The following is a 16,528-nucleotide window of genomic DNA, read 5'->3' as shown; positions in this document are numbered from 1 at the left end:
TGTTGAACGCAATGTTAGCAGGGCAAGTTCATAGCTGAATCCAGTACAAAAGATCTATAATTCTGCCTGTAATGACCTACTTATTGCTTCCATTCTCAATAATCCGCCTCTTGAGAGTGCTTTTTGTAAAGTTTTACCATCAAGATTCAACACTTCTGCTCTTTGACTTCATCTTGCCAACGAAAGATGTCGATTGCTTCGTACTTATCGACCCATAAATGAAGCCCCAATACATCACTCGGTTTTTCGCCTTTTGCGTAGGTCGCTGCCTCTTCAGCCAGCATATCATTTGGGGCTGCGACGAGTGCCCCAGGGCGATAGTGAGGATTTTTAAACAAGCGATGAGTATTAAGTGCCTGAGTATAACGACTGGTATTGTCAATAAAGTCAAATACTAGCAGGTATTCTTTACCTGGAGCAGTTCGGGTGCCACGTCCAAGCTGCTGAATGTAAACAACTTTGCTCAGTGTGGGACGTGCCATTAATAATACTTCTGTCTCAGGAGAATCCCAGCCTTCATTAAGGATGTCGCAGGCACAAAGAACCTGCATTTTACCAGTTCGATAGTCTGTTAATATCTGTTCTTTCTGGTTTTCTGCCATGCGCCCAGACACATGAGATGCTTGAACATTCTGCTGATTGAATAGCTCTGCCATTCGTTCTGCATGAGCAATATCAATGCAAAAACAAACAGCACGTTTACCCAGCGTATGACTACAATAAGTGTCCACAATTAAGCGATCGCGATCGGGCACCTTTAAAGCATGTCCCAAGTCATTACTCCGGTAATCAACGCCATTAAATCGAACTTTGGACAAGTCAACCTTCGTTTTAACTCGAATACAGCGGATTGGAACTAACAAACCTCGTTGAATTGCTTCTTCTAATTCAAGTCGATGGGCACAGTTCTGAAAAATTTCTGTTAAGGATTGCCCATCATGGCGTTCCGGCGTTGCTGTTAGTCCAAGAATGAATTTTGCACGAAAATAGCTGATCACCTTGCGGTAAGTTTCTGCGGCTGCATGATGGCTCTCATCAATAATGATGTAACCAAATTCGCGCTCATCAAATTGATTTAATGAATCTGCAATTGCCTGGATTGTAGATAACACGATATGAGAATCCGGCTTGCTCTTTTTCTTCTGATAAATAGCAGAAGTTGCATCAGACCAAAGCTCAGAAAATCTCTCCTGTGTTTGAGTAACTAAAGTCTTGCGATGAGCAAGATACAGAGTTCTAAAACCTAGATAGTGAGCATGGGAAATAGCAACATGGGTTTTTCCTGTACCTGTTGCATCAGAAGTGTTGAATTGAGACATAAAACTTTACATTCAACCCTACGAAGCTCCTACGAGTGTCTCTGGCAGCAGATCGTAGCTCCAATGGACAATCGAACAACGACGACTCAATTCAAGTTGCAAATAGCGCAACTTATCTAGTAATTGATGACCATAAAACTCTGGAATTTCTATCAATTGCAGAATCAGATAGGCAATCAACACCATGTAGATTTGAATGGTGACTCCATTGACACTCTTAGAGATTAGTTTATCTAGCTTCAAGTGCATCTTTAGAAACTTCCACAGCACTTCTATCTGCCACCGATGGCGATAGACTTCACTAATCTCTTCATTCGTCATCAGTTCTACATTGGTCGCCAGCCGAAACTCCGTTTGGCTCTCTAAGTCACAAAACCAAACCACTCGATATCGCTCATGCTCAAACTCGGTCTTCATCGTGTTCTTAAGGCGGACAACAAAGCGAGTCTGATCCTGGCTTAATTGGTCAAGGAAATCCCAACTGGCAAAGCCTCTATCCATGACGCCGATGGCATCTTCAGGAATCATTCCTGTCACTCTGTCAGCAAATTTTGCGTCATGTCCTTGACCAAAATGAATCAGGCATTCACTGGGATTACCTTGCGTTAAGTTGACTCCATTAAGCAATTTGACTTGATGATAGCCTTGCATCCAGAACAACTTGCTTGTCAATGTGATGACCGTTGAATCAATGGGAAACAGCATCTGTGCTGTCGCTGGATTTTTTTGTTTTAGCTGTCTTATGAGCTCAGCGTAGATGCGACAAAAGTGTTCATCCTGTCGAGTCTTGCAGGCTTTAGAAAAGGTGGAAATATCAACCTTGATTCCTGCTTTGTTGAGACGATAAAACAGGCTTCTCATGCTCGTTAAACCCTGGTCTAAAACGAAGGTCAACCAGATTTCAAAGAATAAGCGAGAGTTCAAAACAGGATAGTTATGTGGGCACAACTGCTTGAGTATCGGTTTGACAAGCGCAGGAAATGACACTAGCATCTTAAACATTGTTTTTGTTTGCTGGGGGCTAGAATACAATATTCTGCCCCCATTTTTTGTATGTTGAGCTATCTTTCAACACTTCTGCTGTTGCATGAGTTAGTAAAGCAATTGTTTTACCTCGATTTCGTAATTCTTCCAGTTGTTTCAGTGCATCCATCTGATGCTCTCTTAACGAAATCTCTCCAACTTCCTGTTTTGGCAAAAATCCATCTAGTGTTCCCTGCCTTAGTGGTGCAGAAAAGTCCCAAAAGCTCGATATTTAGGGAGTCTCATGATGAGACAGAAGTGACAGGAAAGGGGATGACATGGGATGCTCAAGTTTCCACACAAAAAGCAATTCCCCATGTCTGTCCCCCAACTTTATCGTCAACTGCAAACTCAATTGAGTCAATGGATTTTTCCAAAAGACCAACGCCACCTCCACGGGTTTTGTGAGAATGTGGCAGCGATTTTACAAGCCCAGAGTGCTTGTTTGAGTCATTGGCTACCCTACTTGAGTCACCGAGACTGTCAGGCGCGTAGCCACATGGAACGCCTGAACTATTTTGTCCATAATGCTCACATCAATGCTGAAACCTTTTACGTGCCGTTGCTGAAGCAGTTTTTGAGGGCTTGGGAAGGCATGGTAATGCTACTCACGCTCGATACGAGTATGCTGTGGGACCAGTATTGCTTGATTGAAGTGTGTCTGGTCTGGGGCGGTCGTTCGGTCGTAATAGCTCAGCACGTGTTGGAACATGGCAGTGCTAGCGTTGGCTTTGAAGACTACAAGGTCGTGTTGGAAATGGCACAACAACGCTTGCCTCAAGGCGTTCAAGTCACGTTGTTAGCCGACCGAGGCTTTGAACACGGAGCGTTAATTCGTTGGTTGCAACAGCAGCAATGGAACTGGGCGATTCGAGCCAAATCGGACTTGAACATCACCCTCTCAACGGGCAGAACCGCTGCGGTCGCTGAGTTGTTGCCGCCACAAGGAGAAGCGTATCTGTTTAGCAAGGTGACGATTCTCCAAGACATCGACGCTCATCTTGCCACGGCTCATCTGGACTTAGCGAGTGAACCTTGGGCAGTCCTCTCCAATCTGCCGCCCACGTTAGCAACCTTTGAACTCTATGGTCAACGCTTTGGTGGTATCGAACCGCATTTCAAAGATTACAAGTCGGCGGCGTTTGACCTGATCCGTTCTCATTTGCGTGGTGCTGCTGCCCTCGGTTGTCTACTGATGCTGTTAGCGGCGGCAACGTTGATTGCCATTGCCATTGCCGTTGTTGCAGTCATCGAACAGGGACGACGGGCAGCCTTGGACTGGCACAATCAACGCGGTTTGAGTTTTTTACAATTGGGATTACGCGAAATTCAACGCTTGGACTATCTCAATCTGCCGATTCCTCGATTGGCAACGTTACCTCGCAAAAGTCCATCGACGGCGGCGGCTTCACTGAAAAAACGAGCGCAATTGGAAACCCGTGTTGAATTTTCCCGTGTCACCGTATTCTCATCCTGAGACTCTAAAAGTTTTCTGCACCACTAAGGTTCCCTGCACAATTTCTCTTTCTAGGAAGAGTAAAAGTTGCTCCTGAATGCGTTCTCGCTCAGTGCTTAATTGAATATCTGTCCAACGATAAACTTTCCACCCCTGATAAACCAAACTGTTCTGACGTAATAATTGGTCACGGTAAATTTGTGAATTAACCATTGCACCATCAGGTGCGTGCCACACTTCACCGTCAATTTCAAAAGCATACTTATCCAGTCGGGAAAGAAACGCGAAATCAATAAACCGATTAGTGCCGTAGATATCTGTTACGGAATACTGAGGAATGAGCAATTGAGTTCGCTCAAACCCCAGAGTCTCCTGAAAGATATCAATAAACAAATCCTCACTAGAACTACTTTCAGCGGCTCGATCATGTCTAACGTGAGAAGTAAGATGATCAGGAGTATCCATAGAAATATATTAAGAGAGCATTCCCTATTATTCCCGCTCCGAACTGAAGTCATCCGGCAGTTCATTGAGTGTTACACCTAAAGCCTCACAAAGGGCTTTCATCTGAGGAACTGTCAAGCTAGCCACATTGGTTCCTCGTTCCCAGTTGCTGACAGTCTTGCTACTAACCCCAACTAGACGTGCCAAAGCTTCCTGCGAGAGTTCCGCTTTCTCCCTCAATTGTTTTAGGGTAAGTTTTGGTCGATCCTGTTCCATCTGGAAAAAGTTTTTAGAAACACTTGACAACTCCCCGCTTTTCTAGAAAACTTTTCTAGTAAGAGGTTCTTTCTCATCCTCCATTAAACGACTTCGGGAGGCACTTTAGCTAGTGTCTCGCTAAACTTTGCGTTGATTTTGAGGAATATTATGGATACTAGTCCGCTTCATGTCTGGGCGGTGGTTCGTCTGCTGCCCAATATGCAACGTACCGTAATTAATCGGTTTCGTCGTCGAAGCGATGCAGAAAATTACTTGCGCCTTTTACGGCAGCACATTCACGACACTAATTTGACAATCGTGTTTGATCCGCCATCCAGGGCTATTAATCTCGAAGCCCATTCTAAAAATTGTGAGAAGTCAGGAATGTTATCGTCATCATCAAGGATTTCTCCTAATGATTGAATTAAGGGTCTATTTGGAGTTGCCATATCATTTTCGTATGCTTTCTTCAATAACTCTATTGCCGTATCCCAACAACGATGAACTTGATAGGGAAATTCGTCATCATCTTTTGTTTGCGGTTTTGTTCCTGCAAGATGTGGCTTTGCCGATCGCTGCTCGATAATTTCATGTTTTTCCAGAATGTCTAATTGCTGTCTCAACTGTGCTTTATTAATTCCCAAAACACTAACTAAACCCATATCTGTGTCAAGAATCTCATTCACTAGAACAGATGCTCGAATGTTGTAGTTATATTCCCAAAGCTTTGCAAAAAGATATCCAGTCGTATAAGGATTTGATAGATCTGGACTACTGATCGAATATATCTTTTTGTCTTGTCTCAGAAACCCAATTTTCGCGATCGCTTCTGATTCTGTATAGGTCCTCAGGATTAATCGAATGCTCTTTTTTAACGTCTCTGGCGATTCAATTGGAAAAGTTTCAATACAGCTATTGACTAACTCCTCTTGAGTGAAGGATGAATGGTTTGGTAAAAACTCACACATGAAATAGTGCCATAAACTGCGATCATTCAAACTTAAGTAAAAATGAATCAACCAATCTGTCACCGTTGCTTCCAGGTAAGGATCTTTGGTCGCTACCAGATTTCCTTCGGGTGTCAAACCCCGATCGTCTAGCAAATTTGCCGCGATCGCCCATTGTTTTGCCCTCTGCCGCGCCTGAGCCGACAAAGAACCCGTTGGGGCATTGGGCTGGAGACTCTGAGCCAGCAGCACTCGGAGGTCAGCTTTAATCAGTAAGGAGGTGGGTAAACCAGGCATAGGGCGTGAAAAACCAGAAGTGACTAAGGAAAAATACAATCCAGGGATAAGACCTGCTCAGGAAAGGGGGGAAGGGCGATCGCAGCTTGTGCTGTGACGATCTGTCGATGTAGATACCCAAACTGACCAGGAGCCACTTCAGCAGGTTGGCTATAGGCTTCCAGGTAGCGATCGACCACATTAAACAACCAGTAGTCTCGAATTCCGGCTTCTGCATACAAAGACAACTTCACTGTGCGATCGTACTCCAGCGACGAATCTGCTACTTCCATAACCAAGAGCGTTTCCGCAGGTGTGGGATGGGCTGATTCATAGTCATCCTCTCGGTTTTGCACAATCGAAAAATCGGGTTCTGGTTCCCCATCAAAGGATAAAGTAATAGGAGACTGGCAGCGGAGAGTGGCGCGATCGCCCACTAACTCAGGTAAGACTCTGAGTAAGCGAGTGATACAGGTTTCGTGGGCAGTACCTCGTGCTGCCATTTGAATTAACTCCCCCCGAATGAGTTCGATGTGGTCATCCTCACCCAAAAGGCCAAGTTCTACTAAACGGTGATAGTCTTGCACTGTAAACCGCACGGGTTGAGGCGTTTGAAGGGGTTTTGTGGCGGCTACTATCATTGAGTCTCCTTGATGGCATCCAGGACTGTGCAAAATGCCTTGAGTTCGGCTTACAAATGACAGGCGAGACAGGGTAAGGTTTCGTCTTCTTCATCCAGAACGGCTTCTAATGCTTCCACCAAGGGGCGATCGGGCTTTTTCTGGGCTTCCCGTGCCATTGCCTTGTGATGGTCAGCGATAACCTGGTCTTTTCGCGCTAATAGTTCTAGCAGGGTTTCGCCCTGTGTCCAGGTGTAAGTTCTGCCGTCTCGATGATTTTGCTCGTATTCGACCGCCTTTTGGAAGAGGTCAGGATGCAGAAGTGTTGAATCTTGATGGTAAAACTTTACAAAAAGCACTCTCAAGAGGCGGATTATTGAGAATGGAAGCAATAAGTAGGTCATTACAGGCAGAATTATAGATCTTTTGTACTGGATTCAGCTATGAACTTGCCCTGCTAACATTGCGTTCAACACTTCTGGTCAGGATGCTCTTGTGCTAACATCACCCACTCATATTTGCGCTGGAAGAAACAAAAGTAACAGCCCGATCGCGATCGCCAGCGGTAATAGTCAGGCATTCCAATTCCGCTTTCTTCAAGTAAGCGGATAATGTCAGCTTTAACAAGTCCGTGTTCTTTGAAAGGAAATTTAGGTGTGATGTTGGGCTTGGTCGAGATGTAGCCATCTCGATTTTCATCGGCACGAATACCAATATAGGTAATCACTTCATCGTCACCTACCCACTTTTCCAGGGGAATGATTTTCATCTGCCTGGTACACCATCGCATTTTGGGAGACGGTAATACTCCACCGTATACATCCAGCCAGTGGTCGAAGCCTCGTTCTGCTTCGAGGTAGTTAATCTTAATCCCAAGCCAATCTTCAATTCGCCCTAGATACTCGTAAGTTTCCTTCAATTCCTTATGGGTATCACAGAAGAAGTACTCGATTTCCAAGTCAGGATATTCTCGACGCATAAAGATAGCAAGGGCTGTACTATCCTTGCCACCAGAGAGACCTACTATGTGCCGAACCTTCTTCTTACTCATGCTGGCTGATCCCGCTTCCGTTTAGGTTTTCCAAATTCACCTTGAGAATTAACATCCTTGCGACTCAAGAGTTTTTCATTGAGCTTTGCTAAAAGGCCCTTCTGAAGCCGGGGATTGTCTTTCAATGCTGGCGTATTCAACACCTCTTCAGTGAGGCGATCGAATAACGCTTCATATTCTTCATCGATCCAAACAACTTCATGAACTTCCTGACCATTTGGCCCAGTCACCGTAATTCGCAGAGCATCAAATCCTTTACCTTGCCGCCTGACTTCAGTCCGAAGGGCTTCTAGATTCTCGAACCGACGAACCAAATCACTCAAAGCAATTTCATATCGACTGAAGTCCTCGTCAATCCAACCCTTTGGATGCTTGTCCGCCACAATTCTAACGAGTGCCTCTAGCCAATCTCTGTCAGACGAATCCTCTTCCACAGCTTTAGCGACAAAATGCCGCAGTACTGGATCGATGCACTGCCCTATCAAGTAGCTGGCACGAACTCGCAAATCCTCCCTTAAGTTGGCTTCCTTGCTGCGAACCCCAAATGCTTCATAAAGGTGCTTTTGGCAGTCAGTCAGCAAATTGTCGTAAGCGGTCTGAATCTCATGGATGCATTGCACCAGTTTCTTTTGAAATGCTTTTGCTTCCTGTTCATTTTCCTCACTACCCGTTGTCATTGGCTTGAACCCACAAGCTTCTGGTAAAGAGACAAACAGTAAAGCATCAGGTTCCTGAGCCGTCTGTAATGCCTGTAAAACGTTTCGTGCTTCTGCACTCAGCCGCTTTGTCGATCGCGTGAATTCCGGCAGTTGACGGACAAATCCAAACAAGGGCTTAGCAACTGCTAGCAATGATGCATTACGCACTCCATCAGGAGTTTTGGCATTTGGAGATTTCAGAACGGTTTCCAGTTCCTTGAAGACTTGCGATCGCAGTCCAGTCATCTCAAAGTGCTTCACCGAAAAGCGCGAGGGCGATTTCACCAACAACTCAAAATGCTCTGCTCCCAAAACAGGAATGTAGGTGCCGTCCTTGTAGATTCCGACATCGTCAACATGAGCCAGCAGAAAAGCAGCTATCAGGACGGGAACTACTCCTGGCTTAACTCCGTAGGGGGGTGCTTGCAGGTCGGCGTAAATCTGATCCAAGCTGCGCGATCGCTCCTTTGCCTCTAGACAAAACTGGGCGATCGCCCGCCAGGTCGTTGCCACACCTGATGCGGGGTTAGGCGGATAGAAACCCCACACTCCCTGTTCCTGGCGGTGAATCCCTGTCGCCTCTAGCACCGAACCATATATAGCGACTTCAGGCCCATAACCTTCTAACCCTAGTCGTTCTTGGCTAGAACGTTCCAGCATTGCCTCAATCAGTTCACGTCGTGCTTTTGCCCCTTGGGAGGTCAATTCGCGGCGATTGATCAGTTCATTGTCCAGCACTGGGCCTTTGTTGTAAGCGCGATCGCACAAGTCTGAAAGCGCAGCTTGAAAACCCCGGTCAGACTCAATGGCAGCAAGTCGCCCATCGATCCAGCAAGTATTCTTTTGGGCTGACCAGTTGAACGCTAGAGCAACGGTTTCATTTAGGAGTTGCTCTGCTTCCACAAGGCGTTGTCTCACCTCTCGCTTTGCCACGCCATCCGTTTGCAACTCAGGGGCATCTTTCCAGATCTTTTTCAGTGCCAAAAAATCTTCACTACGCATTTGCAGTAGGTCAAGATTGGCAACTGTAATCACAATTAAAGGCTTGCCATCTGCGGTAAAGGGTGGAACGGTTTTCAGAGGGTCTGGATCTAACCAGTAAGCAATTAAGCCGTCACTCCCTGTTGTCGTACACGTCAAAGTCTGTAGATTAACCCGGCTATCAATGTACCGTTGCTCAAAATAGCGGAGGTTGCCCGTTGTGGTGTAATGGCGTTGAGCGACCAGCGGTTTTAAGGGATAGGTTGTAGTCAACAAATCGGCTAGGGGATGATAGGCTTGCTCGATTTGCGTTTGAATTGCCGCTTCAACGTCAAAATCTGAGCCTTGCCAAATCCGCAATTCATCTTGAGTTCGACTGCGGTGGGTGATTAATCTTTTGTCTTTGAGTTGCTGGATCGTCTTTTGCCAATGCTTACGTCCCTTCGCATCCGTGGGAGAGTCGCACAATGCCAGCACGACTAATTCAGGCGTTGCACGAAACCTTCCGGTTGAGGTGACCAGATTGAGGACTCCAATGGTTTTCAGTACCTTAAGAACATCCTGATTCTGGTCTTTGGCATCCTGAATCAACCCTTGTACTTCAACCCAACGTTGTAAATTAAGCCGTGATGCCAGCCCGGCGACGGTCTCTACAAAGTAGTCATAAAGCTGGTGCAGCTTTAAGGTAGGAATTTGATCTCCTTCAAGGGTGGCAGTTTTAAGAAACTGACTGAAAGCGTAAGGCTCGTCGCTCGTGAGAAAGGTAAATAGAGAGCGATCGTTCTGGGCGTAACGCACACAGAGCATTGGCAGCACCAGAGCCGTCAGGGGGTGCAGGGGGTAAGCATCTGCTAGCACCTTCGCTGAAATCTCGTATTCCGAGAGTAGCTCTTTCAACGCATCAAACCAGCTTTCAGCTTGGCTGTAAACCCTGGGTCGGATTGGGTCAGAGCAACGAATAGCTTGCCCGATTAAGCGGGTCATCTGGCTGGGTGATTCAGTGAGAACGATGTCGGTGAATCTTCCGTGAATCTTTACCCATTCACTTTGTTCTGCTGTGGAGAGGCGATCGCCATAGCCTGCAAACGACTGGTGGAGAATCCCCAACAGGTGAACCTGATAGTCTCCCTGAAGTTCTAGTTCAGCAATCTGTTGCAGCAGGTAAAGATCTTGAATCCCCTGATGATGCGCCGCATACTCCAGATTCTTGCCCAACTCATCAATAATCAGCAGCACATCGGTTTCAGCCGTCTGGGCGATCGTTCGGAGCAATTTCAGCACTTGTTGGTCAGTCACTTGGCAGTTGCCCGCCTCCGCCTGAAAGCGCCACTCATTGAGATCCATCCAAAAATCTGGCTTTCGCTTCTTTTTCCAAAAAAGCTCAAACCCGCGCGATAAGGCACGGACGATCGTCCAGCTTAGGGGTTCTCGTTGAGCCGTTGCCACAGCCCTGAATAATCCAGGCTGAGGAACATTTGTGATGACAGCCATTTCAGGACTGTCAGCCGGAAAAACGGATTCGGCGATCGCCCAAGCTTCCTCAGCAACGCGACTCCCTCCAGGCGCACATAAAGCCGCCAGATAGTGAGCAAATGCCGACTTTCCTGTTCCATAGACTCCTGTTAATGTCCAGGCGCGGTGAGCAGCCGGATCGCCAATGGCAGATAAAATCCGTCGCAACGCGATCGCCGATCGCTCCGTCGGAACATAGCCCTGAACCGCATCAGGCTTATCTAAGTCTCTCTCTAAATTGACGGATCGGTAGTAGCGGCGGTGTAGCTCAAAATAGGTTAATAGAACCTGATTGGTCATTTTGCTCACCTTCCCGTTCGCGGAGCGTCTCCACAGAAGAACCGATAGTAGCCGTCTAAGATAGCTGCTGCCAGCTTAAGTGGCTCCCCTTCAAAGGAAAATTGCAGCTTTCCGGCGGCATCCGAGAGTCGAATTTGATTCCACCGTCGGGCGACAACTTCGATCGCGTCGCAGATCGCACTCTCGGTCAGCTTAAAAACAAGCCCTGGACTGCCCAGGTCGTAGAGCAAATTGGCAATTGGAATCGTTTTGGCGGGGCTACCCGTTCGAGCGTGGTGCTCTAAGCAAGCGTAGACCACAATTTCGGGGGGCAAGCTTGGCTTCTGCCCAACGCGGAACCGATAGTGTCGAGAATCCCCTGCGGTGTAAATTAACCCCAGTTCCGTAAATGGACAATCCAGAGAGTCTTCGCTAACCTTCGCTTTTTTACTGGGTTGCACGACATACATCCGCAAAATGCAACTCACGTCTTTTTTGAGTGAAGAATCAGAAATACGAGGCGCAACCCGATCGCGGTATTCACAAAGCTGGTAAAACAAATCTTCAGCCGTAAACTCGATCGGACGAAAATAGTTGAAGGCAACATCCCAGGCAGTTGCCAAGTTAGGCGCTTCTAGCAATTTCCAATGCAACAGCCAAAGGGAGGCCGGATCTTCCAAATAAGAGTCCCAACCGTCCTGCCCCAAAAGTTGCTGACCAAATTCTGTCGGCTGGTCATTCTTCAGCAGCTTAAAGGCAGAACACCAGTACCGAATCGATCGCACCATGTTCTTTCCCACGCCGAGTCGAACAGGGGCATCCTCCCTTAAGAAAATTTCTGAATCGATAGAGGCACGATCAAAACCCTTCTTCAACCAACCAAAGCGAGGGTGAAACGTTTCATGACGAGCAAAGATACATGGCCTTGAAACATCACGGCCCGCTAGTCCCTGGTTGACTGTAGTAGAACTGACAGACTCTGTTGCCATAATTTCACGCAGCGCCCATTCCCACTTGCCTACGTTTGTCTAACACTGATGCTTGGGGGCACCTCGAAAAATAGGGTTGCTTGCTAAAAATAGCTTGATCTTAAATTTGATACAGCACGGCTAACTCTAGCAATAATTCGCAGAAAGGTAGTTCGAGATGCCCTTAGGCTCGCAGTGAGTCTGGAAAATAGGCTGATGCTAGCACTTCCGCAGCCTAGGCGCAGGCATAATCAGCAACAGAGAAACAGAGCTATGAAAAATCAAACGGAACTTAAGAATGGAGCTAAGCGGATTCGAACCGCTGACCCTCTCAATGCCATTGAGATGCGCTACCAACTGCGCTATAGCCCCTTGTGCGTTTCCTATAATGCCTGACGAACAGTAACTTCGTCAACTAATCTTTGGATTTCAAGTAAGAGATTTGGCGTTTAATGGGGAATAGCCTTGTTGCTCGCCCTTCGGCACAGAACCTCACACTCTATGATTAACCTGCCACCCGAACCTTCCGAAACGTCTCCAGCGTCGCCCGCTCCCGACCGCGCCCCCGCCGAGCCAGACATAGAAGCGCTGATCCTGTTGCTGCGGCGCAAGCAGGGCACCTGGATGGACTGGGGCAAAGCCTGCTTGCAGTTGCAAAAAGCAGGGTATTCGCCGCAGCAAATTTTTGAGGCAACGGGGTTTGAGCCTGTGCAGCAAAACCAGATTGTAGTAGCGGCGCAGGTGTATTTGTCGATGCTGAAGGTGGGCGTGTCGGACGCGGTGCGGGCCCGTTTTGAGCGGACGGGTAGCGATACGCTGTACGAGTTTCGGGTGCTGAGCCAGGGCGATCGCGCGGCGGTTGCAGAACTGGTAGTCCAAAAAGGCGTGGACTCGGAAGGGGCACGGGATCTAGTGCGGGCGGTGAAGGAGTATTCGCGGCTGGCGGCCCCGCCAGAGAAGTTTCCCCAGGCACCAGGCGACGCGGTGGCCTATTTTTGCTGGAACCTGGCGCGGCAGCAGGCGGATCTGCAAGCGCGATCGCGCCTGATTGCCCAGGGGTTGAAATTCGCCAGCAGCGACAGTGCCCGCCAGCAGCTCGAGCATTTGCTGACGGATTTTGGCGTGGCTCGTGTACAGCAGGCTCCCCGGCTGCCGTTTTATCGGCTGGAAACGGAGTCGGAGGTGCCGAGGGTGATTCCGGTGGCGGGTCGGCTGCCGCTGTCTCGCGCCCACCTCCAGGCGGTGCCGATTCTGCAAGAGGAGGAACCCTTTGGCATTGTCAAATTTTCGGGCATAGGGGCGTGGGTTCCAGTTCCCGGCTGGCAGGTGATTTTGGCGGCCGAAGACCCCGTAGCGCTGATCACCGACAGCGACCAGTTGCCCAATGTGCCGGAGGGCCCGTCGGAGTCGGTGTTAGTGATTCTTGACCGGGCGCAGCGCCAGTGGGACGAGTTCAGCTACTTTGTGGTAGACCAAGAAGGACATTTGGATATTCAGTGGTTTGACGTGCCGCCTGCCAAGCCAATCCTGGGGCGAGTGGTGCTGATCATGCGGCCGAAGCGCGTGCTGGACGAAGACTTTAATAAAGAGCTGTGGCAACTGGAAGAATAGGGTTCGATCTGGGCGTGGAGGGCGGTCTTGAAGAGTCTGGCGATCGCCCGGCCAATCCGGCTGCCAATCCACTGAAGGCAACTGCGGCGGCGATTGACCCGGTGATTTGGAACGACTGGTATGTGGTGGCTCGGTCGGTGGATGTGCCCATTGGCGCAGTGGGGCGATCGCGCTTGCTCGATACGGGCATCGTCCTCTGGCGCAGTGCAGATGGGGCGGTGCAGGCGTGGCGCGATCGCTGTCCCCATCGCAGCGTGCAGTTGTCAAAAGGGCGGGTGGCGGGCGATCGCCTTGTGTGTCCCTATCATGGGCTGGCATTTGACCCCACTGGGCGCTGCGTGTTGGTTCCGGCGCACCCCGGCTATACGCCGCCGCCCCAGTCCCACGCCGAAACCTACGCAGTGCAGGAGCGCTACGGGCTAGTCTATGTCTGCCTGGGTGTTCCGGGGCAGGAAATAGTGGACTTTCCCGAATGGCACGAACCGGGTTATCGCGGGCTGATCGCCGGGCCCTACACGATCCACACCAGCGGGCCGCGGGCAATCGAGAACTTTTTGGACGTGACCCACCTGCCGATTCTACACGCCGACATCCTGGGTTCTCCCCAGCGCCCCGAAATCGCCGACTATGAGGTACAGGTTACGCCCACTGGTATCGAGGCTCGCAACCTGCGAATTTGGCAGCCCGACCCCTATGGCACAGGCAGCGGCAGCGAGGTGGTCTACGATTACCGCGTGGAGCGTCCGCTCACGGCGCACCTCCGCAAGCCCAATCCCAGTGGCGCAAACTTGGCGCTGCTGTATCACGTCACGCCTGTCAGCGAGACGGAGTGCGTCGGCTGGATGGCAATGGCGCTGAACTTTGGGCAGGAGATTCCCGATGCAGAACTGATTGCCTTTCAGGATCGCATCGTGCAGCAAGACTTAGACAATCTGGAATCCCACAACCCGCCGCAACTGCCGCTGAATCCTGCGGTCGAGTTTCACCTGCCGGGCGATCGCACGTCGCTGGCCTATCGCAAGTGGCTCCGGCAGTTGGGGGTGCAGTACGGCGTAATGGCTTAGCGGAAAATGGGTTAGCGCGGAAAATGGGTCAGCGGAAGATCAACGATTTACACAAGCCGTCGCGCTTCCGATACGCCTCTAGCCCCTCGCGCCCACGCTAGCAGAGTCGCGAATATGCTCTAGCGTCAGCGTGCCCACGGGGGAACCGTCTTCTAAAACCGTGAGCTTGGGTGCGCCTGTGCGAAGAATCAGCGACAGGGCATCGCGCAGGCTGTCTTCGCGGGCGATAGTGGGGTGTCCATTGTGTCCATTGAGGGCGTAGCCGTCGGGCAAGCGAGTCATGGCGGTGGACACGCGCAGCAGGCTGAGCTGGCGCACCATGTCGTCTGCGCCCACCAGGTCATGCACAAACTCGTTCGTGGGCTTGGTCAGAATATTGAACGGCGTGTCGTATTGCACGATCTGGCCGGCTTTCATGATCAAAATGCGATCGCCCAGCCGCAGCGCCTCTTCAACATCGTGTGAGACAAACAGAATCGTCTTTTTCAACTGCCGTTGCAGCCGCAAAATTTCGTCTTGCAGCGTAGCGCGGGTAATCGCGTCGATCGCCCCAAAGGGTTCGTCCATCAGCATCACCTGCGGGTCGCCCGCCAGCGCCCGCGCCAGCCCCACCCGCTGCTGCTGTCCGCCGGAGAGTTGGGCAGGATAGCGATCGCGATATTCCCCTGGCGGCAGCGCCACCAGATCCAGCAGTTCGTCGATCCGCGCCTGAATGCGGGGATTGGCCCAGCCCAGCAGCCTGGGCACAACAGCAATGTTCTGCGCTACGGTCATGTGGGGAAACAGCCCCGACTGCTGAATCACATAGCCAATCTGCTGGCGCAGCCGGGTTTTCGGCAGTTGGCGAATGTCCGTGTCGCCCAGATAAATGGTGCCTGCTGTCGGCTCATACAACCGATTCACCATCTTCAGCAGGGTCGTCTTGCCGCAGCCGCTCGGCCCCAAGATGACGACCAGATTGCCGGACTCCACCTCGCAACTGACGTGATCCACCGCCGCCCGCGCCATGCTCGGAAAGCGGAGCAGCACATTGTCAAATCGGATAGCGCTCATGGAGTAGCCCCTAAATCAGCCCTTCGCTGGTCAGAAACTCGCGGGCCACGTCGGCGGGTTCCTTCTGGTTGCCGCTGACTTCAAAGTTGAGGGTTTGCATCACATCGTCGGTAAGCTTGGGCGCAAGGGCATTCAGCGCATCCGCAATTTGGGGATTGGCATCCAGCGCCTTTTGCCGAACCACGGGCGCAACCTGATAGGGCGGGAAGAGATTTTTGTCATCTTCCAGCAGCACCAAGTCAAACGCCGCGATTTCGCCATCGGTGCCAAAGGCAACAGCCACATCGGCTTCGCCATCCACCAGCCCTTTGTAGCGCAGACCCGGATCAACGGCTTTGTAGCCTTTTAGCTGGAAGTCGCCGTAGGCTTTTTTGATGCCGGGGAGACCGTCTTCACGCTGCTCAAACTCTGGCGGGCCGATAATCGTCAGTTCGCTGGCTCTAGCAGCCATCTCAGAAATGGTTCTAATGCCCAGTTGCTCAGACTTGGCGCGGGTCATGGCTAGCGCCTGGGTGTTGTTCATGGGCGACGGTTCCAGCCACACCAGGTCAAATTGCTCTTTATAGCCTTTAGAGACGGCTTCAAACACGGCCTGGCGATCGCTCCGGGCAGGCAATTTCAGCACCGTCAGCAGCCCCGTGCCCGTGTATTCGGGGTACAAGTCGATTTCGCCACTCATCAGCGCAGCTTGGGCCACGGGCGTTCCCCCCAGGTTCAGCTTGCGGTTCACCGTCAACCCTGCCTTTTCCAGCACCAGCGCATACATCTCGCCAATGATAAATGCTTCGGTGAAGTCCTTGGAGCCGACCGTGACCGTCCCTCCGGAGGCGGAGCCGCTGGGGCCGCCACTGCCGCCCGCGCAGGACACCACGACAAAGGCGGAAAACAGCGCCACTAGGGGCAAAATCAGCAGTCGGCGCAGGGACTTGGAAACGTGCATGTTGAAACCTTGCATAGTCTAGATTTGG

14 protein-coding genes, 1 tRNA gene and 2 pseudogenes are annotated in these 16,528 nt (G+C 50.3%); 3 read left to right on the top strand and 14 right to left on the bottom strand.

Features of this window, described 5'->3' with window-relative positions; genetic code table 11:
- Positions 1-146: 146 nt before the first annotated feature.
- Genes JTM80_RS16130 through JTM80_RS16120 form a run of 3 tightly spaced genes read right to left on the bottom strand, consistent with a single transcriptional unit; the run spans position 147 to position 2,517 of the window.
- Positions 147-1,319: a DEAD/DEAH box helicase gene (locus JTM80_RS16130; protein ID WP_205369811.1), complete on the bottom strand. Its 1,173-nt coding sequence runs from the start codon at positions 1,317-1,319 to the stop codon at positions 147-149.
- Positions 1,320-1,337: 18 nt separating this feature from the next.
- Complete coding sequence (locus JTM80_RS16125) at positions 1,338-2,312, bottom strand: transposase (RefSeq protein ID WP_205371237.1); 975 nt, start codon at positions 2,310-2,312, stop codon at positions 1,338-1,340.
- 28 nt (positions 2,313-2,340) lie between these two features.
- Positions 2,341-2,517, bottom strand: coding sequence for a hypothetical protein (locus JTM80_RS16120; protein WP_205369810.1), 177 nt, complete (start codon positions 2,515-2,517; stop codon positions 2,341-2,343).
- A 141-nt stretch (positions 2,518-2,658) separates the two neighbouring features.
- Between JTM80_RS16120 and JTM80_RS16115 the strand changes: the two genes are divergently transcribed.
- Positions 2,659-3,819 (top strand): transposase, encoded by a 1,161-nt coding sequence (locus tag JTM80_RS16115; RefSeq protein WP_205369809.1) that lies wholly within the window; start codon positions 2,659-2,661, stop codon positions 3,817-3,819.
- Here the strand turns inward: JTM80_RS16115 and JTM80_RS16110 are convergent.
- From JTM80_RS16110 to JTM80_RS16070, 9 genes and pseudogenes are all read right to left on the bottom strand, one after another.
- Positions 3,811-4,263, bottom strand: coding sequence for a hypothetical protein (locus JTM80_RS16110; protein WP_205369808.1), 453 nt, complete (start codon positions 4,261-4,263; stop codon positions 3,811-3,813). The genes JTM80_RS16115 and JTM80_RS16110 overlap by 9 nt on opposite strands.
- Before the next feature lie 27 nt (positions 4,264-4,290).
- A complete protein-coding gene (locus JTM80_RS16105; protein WP_225906658.1) occupies positions 4,291-4,548 on the bottom strand; it encodes a helix-turn-helix transcriptional regulator in 258 nt (85 codons plus the stop codon).
- A gap of 248 nt (positions 4,549-4,796) precedes the next feature.
- Complete coding sequence (locus JTM80_RS16100) at positions 4,797-5,744, bottom strand: DUF4007 family protein (protein WP_172354306.1); 948 nt, start codon at positions 5,742-5,744, stop codon at positions 4,797-4,799.
- A gap of 23 nt (positions 5,745-5,767) precedes the next feature.
- Complete coding sequence (locus JTM80_RS16095; protein WP_172354307.1) at positions 5,768-6,364, bottom strand: Uma2 family endonuclease; 597 nt, start codon at positions 6,362-6,364, stop codon at positions 5,768-5,770.
- A gap of 50 nt (positions 6,365-6,414) precedes the next feature.
- A pseudogene (locus JTM80_RS16090) lies at positions 6,415-6,654 on the bottom strand (phosphoadenosine phosphosulfate reductase); the annotation flags it as partial.
- Between the two features lie 173 nt (positions 6,655-6,827).
- A pseudogene (locus tag JTM80_RS16085) lies at positions 6,828-7,394 on the bottom strand (phosphoadenosine phosphosulfate reductase family protein); the annotation flags it as partial.
- Complete coding sequence (locus JTM80_RS16080; RefSeq protein WP_205369806.1) at positions 7,391-10,885, bottom strand: hypothetical protein; 3,495 nt, start codon at positions 10,883-10,885, stop codon at positions 7,391-7,393. The pseudogene JTM80_RS16085 and the gene JTM80_RS16080, both read right to left, overlap by 4 nt.
- 5 nt (positions 10,886-10,890) lie before the next feature.
- On the bottom strand, positions 10,891-11,853 hold the full coding sequence (locus tag JTM80_RS16075; protein WP_205369804.1) for a DUF4007 family protein: 963 nt from the start codon (positions 11,851-11,853) through the stop codon (positions 10,891-10,893).
- Between the two features lie 278 nt (positions 11,854-12,131).
- Positions 12,132-12,204: transfer RNA gene (locus JTM80_RS16070), tRNA-Ala, on the bottom strand.
- 129 nt (positions 12,205-12,333) lie between these two features.
- Here JTM80_RS16070 and JTM80_RS16065 point away from each other — a divergent pair.
- Positions 12,334-13,443, top strand: coding sequence for a RuBisCO accumulation factor 1 (locus JTM80_RS16065; RefSeq protein WP_205369802.1), 1,110 nt, complete (start codon positions 12,334-12,336; stop codon positions 13,441-13,443).
- Complete coding sequence (locus JTM80_RS16060; protein WP_225906657.1) at positions 13,425-14,507, top strand: aromatic ring-hydroxylating dioxygenase subunit alpha; 1,083 nt, start codon at positions 13,425-13,427, stop codon at positions 14,505-14,507. Before JTM80_RS16065 ends, JTM80_RS16060 begins: the two co-directional genes overlap by 19 nt.
- A 78-nt stretch (positions 14,508-14,585) precedes the next feature.
- Here JTM80_RS16060 and JTM80_RS16055 read toward each other — a convergent pair whose 3' ends face one another.
- A complete protein-coding gene (locus tag JTM80_RS16055; RefSeq protein ID WP_172354311.1) occupies positions 14,586-15,560 on the bottom strand; it encodes an ABC transporter ATP-binding protein in 975 nt (324 codons plus the stop codon).
- A gap of 10 nt (positions 15,561-15,570) precedes the next feature.
- Positions 15,571-16,500, bottom strand: a complete 930-nt coding sequence (locus tag JTM80_RS16050) for a glycine betaine ABC transporter substrate-binding protein (RefSeq protein ID WP_205369800.1) — start codon at positions 16,498-16,500, stop codon at positions 15,571-15,573.
- Positions 16,501-16,528 lie beyond the last annotated feature (28 nt).

This window comes from Thermoleptolyngbya sp. PKUAC-SCTB121 (assembly GCF_016919485.1).
Taxonomy (GTDB): Bacteria; Cyanobacteriota; Cyanobacteriia; order Elainellales; family Elainellaceae; genus Thermoleptolyngbya; species Thermoleptolyngbya sichuanensis.
Note: the sequence above shows the minus strand (reverse complement) of the source record. Positions and strands in the feature narration are given on the sequence as shown.

Bases quoted from the DNA above. Each gene is read 5' to 3' on its own strand.
- JTM80_RS16130 (WP_205369811.1), bottom strand. From the start codon at position 1,319: ATGTCTCAATTCAACACTTCTGATGCAACAGGTACAGGAAAAACCCAT.
- JTM80_RS16125 (WP_205371237.1), bottom strand. From the start codon at position 2,312: ATGCTAGTGTCATTTCCTGCGCTTGTCAAACCGATACTCAAGCAGTTG.
- JTM80_RS16115 (WP_205369809.1), top strand. From the start codon at position 2,659: ATGTCTGTCCCCCAACTTTATCGTCAACTGCAAACTCAATTGAGTCAA.
- JTM80_RS16110 (WP_205369808.1), bottom strand. From the start codon at position 4,263: ATGGATACTCCTGATCATCTTACTTCTCACGTTAGACATGATCGAGCC.
- JTM80_RS16100 (WP_172354306.1), bottom strand. From the start codon at position 5,744: ATGCCTGGTTTACCCACCTCCTTACTGATTAAAGCTGACCTCCGAGTG.
- JTM80_RS16095 (WP_172354307.1), bottom strand. From the start codon at position 6,364: ATGATAGTAGCCGCCACAAAACCCCTTCAAACGCCTCAACCCGTGCGG.
- JTM80_RS16080 (WP_205369806.1), bottom strand. From the start codon at position 10,885: ATGACCAATCAGGTTCTATTAACCTATTTTGAGCTACACCGCCGCTAC.
- JTM80_RS16075 (WP_205369804.1), bottom strand. From the start codon at position 11,853: ATGGCAACAGAGTCTGTCAGTTCTACTACAGTCAACCAGGGACTAGCG.
- JTM80_RS16065 (WP_205369802.1), top strand. From the start codon at position 12,334: ATGATTAACCTGCCACCCGAACCTTCCGAAACGTCTCCAGCGTCGCCC.
- JTM80_RS16055 (WP_172354311.1), bottom strand. From the start codon at position 15,560: ATGAGCGCTATCCGATTTGACAATGTGCTGCTCCGCTTTCCGAGCATG.
- JTM80_RS16050 (WP_205369800.1), bottom strand. From the start codon at position 16,500: ATGCACGTTTCCAAGTCCCTGCGCCGACTGCTGATTTTGCCCCTAGTG.